This is a genomic window from Variovorax sp. P4_D9, assembly GCF_056401695.1.
Genome location: NZ_JBFUIU010000679.1, coordinates 1 through 4,747 on the forward strand (window position 1 = coordinate 1; position 4,747 = coordinate 4,747).

General features: G+C 65.4%; 5 protein-coding genes and 1 pseudogene. 1 reads left to right on the forward strand and 5 read right to left on the reverse strand.

From position 1 onward, the window contains the following. Positions 1–613: 613 nt before the first annotated feature. From AC1DY5_RS42425 to AC1DY5_RS42445, 5 genes and pseudogenes are all read right to left on the reverse strand, one after another. Positions 614–904, reverse strand: coding sequence for an ATP-grasp domain-containing protein (locus AC1DY5_RS42425; protein ID WP_478120423.1), 291 nt, complete (start codon positions 902–904; stop codon positions 614–616). A gap of 38 nt (positions 905–942) precedes the next feature. Beyond that, positions 943–1,119: pseudogene (locus tag AC1DY5_RS42430) on the reverse strand (hypothetical protein); the annotation flags it as partial. Beyond that, positions 1,080–1,370 (reverse strand): hypothetical protein, encoded by a 291-nt coding sequence (locus tag AC1DY5_RS42435; protein ID WP_478120424.1) that lies wholly within the window; start codon positions 1,368–1,370, stop codon positions 1,080–1,082. The pseudogene AC1DY5_RS42430 and the gene AC1DY5_RS42435, both read right to left, overlap by 40 nt. A 567-nt stretch (positions 1,371–1,937) precedes the next feature. Beyond that, positions 1,938–2,891 carry a quinone oxidoreductase family protein gene (locus tag AC1DY5_RS42440; protein WP_478120425.1) on the reverse strand — a complete coding sequence of 318 codons (954 nt, stop codon included), beginning with the start codon at positions 2,889–2,891 and terminating at the stop codon, positions 1,938–1,940. Positions 2,892–2,919: 28 nt separating this feature from the next. After that, positions 2,920–3,171 carry a nuclear transport factor 2 family protein gene (locus AC1DY5_RS42445; protein WP_478120427.1) on the reverse strand — a complete coding sequence of 84 codons (252 nt, stop codon included), beginning with the start codon at positions 3,169–3,171 and terminating at the stop codon, positions 2,920–2,922. A gap of 300 nt (positions 3,172–3,471) precedes the next feature. Between AC1DY5_RS42445 and AC1DY5_RS42450 the strand changes: the two genes are divergently transcribed. Continuing rightward, positions 3,472–4,410, forward strand: coding sequence for an AraC family transcriptional regulator (locus tag AC1DY5_RS42450; protein WP_478120426.1), 939 nt, complete (start codon positions 3,472–3,474; stop codon positions 4,408–4,410). Positions 4,411–4,747 lie beyond the last annotated feature (337 nt).

The window sequence follows — 4,747 nt, forward strand, 5'->3', positions numbered from 1 at the left end:
CCTCTGGTACCGACGACGGCTTGTTCCGATGGGGCCTGACCGGAGGGAGCCTGGTACCAATGGTGTCGATGTCGGGTTGGGCGATGCGACCCAGGATCCGATGGATCAGCTTCCCGATGGAAATGGTTCCAATGGGACACGTTTCCCGAGGGAACAAAGGGCTCGGCGGACTCGGCCATGCGGGTGTCGCATTTCCGGCACCAGGAGACGGGCGTCGTGCCGGCGCGCATCGCTTACGTGGAACAGGTCGGGTGGTGCCATTTGGCCGGGTGGGACACGATCCCGCGGGCACAGATCCGCAAGGGATCCGCTACCTCGGGAACAAGGCTCGGCGTGGCCAAGCACTTGCGCGGACATGGTTCCGGTGGGAGCAAGGATCCACGGGGGTGAGGCCGGGASGGGAGGGGCGCTGGCKGAGGGGCYTCTTCATGATATACCGCCCCGCTCAAATGTTTTTCAGGTGGGGGCGAGGAAACGCTGCTGCCCTGCTCGGACCAGAACCCGGCTTGCCGACGACCGGGCCGGCTTCGGCCAGGCGCTGGCCTGTCTCCTTGGCCGCACGCAGCTGCGCGTAGGCGACGATCGAGCGCCAGCGCAGTTGTAGAAATTCGATTTAGTCCTGGGCCTTCCAGGCGGTGCCGGCCGGCGTGCGGGCGTGAGCGTAGAGGCCGAGGGCCCAGGCATCCGACAGTTCCACGATCGCGGTGCGCCCGTTGGCCAGGACGCCAACGTCAACGGCGAAGGGATGGGCGTTGCCCCGCGCCTCGAGGTACGAGACGGTGCTGTTGACGGCGTTCTGGACCACCTCGGCGGTGGGTTCAGGCGCGTCGTCGGCGCCATCGGCGTCGTAGCGGGCTCGGGCGAGGATCCGGCCGGAAGCGTCACGTAGTAGCGCCGCTCGCACACGAACTCCACCACCTCGGAGGGCCAGACCCGGGTGCTGGCCTTCAGCTTCGCGATCACGGCGAGCTGCTCGCGCTGGTCATCGGAGTGCGTGGCGCCAGGGCGGGGGTCGTAGACGAAGCCGGAGAAGGCCTTAGTGGCCACTGGCTTCACGAAGATCGGTTCCTGGAGGGCCTTCAGCTCAAACAGGACGCCGGCGCGGATCTCCCGGCGCACGAAATCCGTGACCGGGTCATGACCATGGCCTCCGGTTCCGGCACGCCACGCACGCCCATGGCCGCGCGTACGAACTCGACCGTGTCCACCGGGAGGATCTCGCCTGTGTAGCTGGCCAGGGCTTCGCGGGTCTCTATGTTTGCCTCGAGGTCCTTGAGCGAGATCCGCTGGGTTGGCATGCCGGTCAGCGTGGTCGCCAGGAGCGCCGCTCGCACTTCAGCCGTCGACTCCTGCTGCAGGACCGGCAGCACGGGCGAGCCTACTGGGGCGGGAAAGGCAGCGGCGTTGGGCCCGAAAGCGGTGCGTTGAAGAGTTCTCACGGCTAACCTTGCGCAATCATTTATCTGTGTCGAAAGATCGATACGGATAATAGACCGACACCCCCCCCCGCGAGGCTTCCAACTTTTCGAACTTCCGCATGAACTCCGCCGCGCCGACGCCACACAGCCACTCTCCGGACCCTGCCCACGCCGAGCAACTTCCCGATTCCGGACCATCCATCGAGCGCAATCTGGCGATCGCACAGGCCGAGGACGGGGCCGAACCCAATCGGTGCGCACCATGAACGCGGTACATCCCGACCTCGCTGATCCCCCCGGCGAGCACCGACAAGGTTCCCGGGGGGCGGGGCTCTTTCTGACCCTTGAGGGCGTGGACGGTGCCGGCAAGAGTGGGCACATTCAGGCACTGGCCGATGCGTTCGAGCGGGTGGCGGCAGCCCCACGCACTACGCCTGCTCGCCAAAGCGCTAGCGTCCTTCCGACCGACTGGGATCATCGATGGGAGGACCGGCGCCAGGGTGGGGATGACACCGTGATTCAGGGCATCAGCAGCAGCTTGCCGATGGTCGCGCGGCTTGCCATGTCGGCGTGGGCCTTGGCGGCATCGGCCAGCGGATATACGCCGCCGATATGGACTTTCAGCTTGCCTTCGGCGATCCAGTCGAACAGTCGCGCTGAGTGCGCGCGCAACAGTTCCGGCGTATGGATGTGATCGAAGAAGACCGCGTAGCCCAGCTTGATGCTCTTGGGCAGGCTCATGATGTCGATCGGACCGGGCCCGCCCAGCACCGGGCCGAACCAGCAGAACGTCCCCGAGCGGCGCAGCACGTCTAGCGATCCCTGGAATGTGCTGGGGCCAGAGCCGTCGAATACTACGTGCACGCCTTCGCCGCCGGACAGCTCGCGCGCCTTCTCGACGAACGTGCCGTCGGTGCCAACGATCACGTGATCCGCTCCGGCTGCCTTGGCCACCGCGACCTTGTCCATCGACGACACGCGGCCGATCACCTGCCCGCCGCGCAGCTTGATGATCTGGGTCAGCAGCAGCCCGAGGCCGCCGGCCGCCGCGTGGACGAAGGCGATATCGCCCGGCTGGGTGGAATAGAAATCCGTGGCGAAATGGCTGGCGGTCAGGCCTTGCATCATCACCGACGCGGCGGTCTTGTCGTCGATACCGTCGGGGATGGGCACCAGCGAAGTGGCCGGAATGGCGATCTTCTCCGCATAGCTGCCGGGCGCGTAGACCCAGGCCACACGTTGGCCGATGTCGAAGCCGTCGACACCCTCGCCCACGGCCAGCACGCGGCCCGCGCCCTCGACGCCCAGGATCTTCGGGTTGGGCATCTCGTTCCACGCCATGCCCTGGCGCACGCCGATGTCCATGAAATTGACGCCGGCGACGGCGATCTGCACCAGCACCTGCCCCGCGCCGGGCACGGGGTCCGGCCGCTCCACATACGCCAACACCCCGATATCGCCCGTTTGGTTCATCACAACTGCTTTCACTGCCATTCCTTTTTTACTTGGGGGTGATTTCAAGAATGGTGCGGCGCAGGTCCAAGCGCGCGATGCGCCATGCGCCGCCGTCCAGCACCCAGGTTTCGTGGTAATGGCCGTAGCCGTGATGGCAGGCCGGACGGGGATCGGCGCTGGCGTCCGCTTCGGGGAAGATCACGCAATCCTCCATCGACCAGATGGCGCGGATCTCGGTGTCGGACACCTGGGTCAGCTCGTCGTTGTGCACCTGGTGGATGGAGTGCGTGCCCTCCAGATAGCCTCGGCACGCCGCAACAAACGCCTCGCGCGTATCGAACGAGACGGATCAGCTGGTCGGCGGCGTCATAGATCAGGATTTGGGGGGCTGCGATGAACAGCGCCGAAAAAGGCTCCCATTGCTTGGTGTCGGCATAGCGGCAATAGCGGGCCTTGGCGGCGCGCACCTGCTCGATAGGGGTCATGGATTCCATGGGTCAGTTCCGGTCGAATGTCGTCTATAGTATTTAGGCTCGTGGAGACGAACAATCTCCAAACGTCTATCTTTATTGCTCATTCGTCCAAAATCAAAAGAGTCATGGACCCTTTAAGCGACATCCTCGCCGGCCTGCACATCCGCACCGCCAATTTCACCCGGATGGATGCCAGCGCGCCGTGGGGCGTCAACTCGCCCGGCGAGCGCGGCATCAATTTCGTGCTGCTGGTGCGCGGCTCGGCGATCCTGACTACGCCCGGCAGCCCGCAGCCGATTGCGCTGCGCAGCGGCGATGTGTTCATCAAGCTGGACGGCACGCCCTACCGGCTGTACGACCACGAGGACTCGGCCCTGATCGACTGCTTGGACGTGGAGAAACTGCGCGTCGGCAACCACATCCAGGTTGGCGCCGGCGGCGCGCTCACCACTTTCGTCAGCGGCTCGTTCGAACTCGATGCCGTCGAAGCCCGGCCTTTGCTGCAGGCGTTGCCATCGTTGCTGTACCTGAAGCTGGACCAGCACCGCAGCCTTGCCTTTCAATCCGTCCTGGAAATGCTGGCCCTGGAGACCGAGTCGCCCGGGATGGGGTCGACTGCGGTGGTCAGCCGCCTGTTCGAACTGCTGTTCGTGCACGCGATCCGCGGTTATTCGATGCAGCCCGGCGGTCCGACCCGCGGCTGGCTGGGCGCCATCGCCGACCGCCACTTGGCCCGGGCGCTGGAAGCAATGCACGGCGCCCCGGCCCAGGACTGGACGGTGGAATCGCTGGCGCGCACGGCCGGCATGTCGCGCTCCGCCTTTGCGGCCCGCTTCAAGGCCGTGGTCGGCCAATCGCCGCTCGAATATCTGACCCAGTGGCGGATGTATTGCGCGAGTCGGCTGCTGCAGCAGGGGAACGTCGCCCTGTCCGAGGTGTCGCGCCAGGTCGGCTACGAATCGGTGGCCGCCTTCAACCGAGTGTTTCGCCGCGAGACCGCAATGACGCCGGGCGCCTTCCGCAGAGCCGGCACGGAAGCCATGGCGCATGCTGGTCCCGTCTGATCGAAATCGGGCAAATCGGTACTCCAACTCCCAGCACGCTGCGCGACAAGAACCATCCGAAGGGATGATCCAGGCCGGGTTTTGCCCTCCGAATCGAGCGTGCCCACGAACCGGCGGGCGGAATCGCCTAGCACCCGATCGCCGGCAAAAAAAGAACTGCGTCACAAAGTGCGCGAATACCACGCAGTCCGCTTGGACGATTCACAAACGGTTCCGGCACGGGCAAAGTAGCCGCCTTCTCGACTCATGCGAGCCGCCATCACGCAAGCAGCGCCTGATGGCCACGCAGATAGAGCGATCCACAGCGGCGATCCGCGGCGGGCAGGAAGCCTTAAGC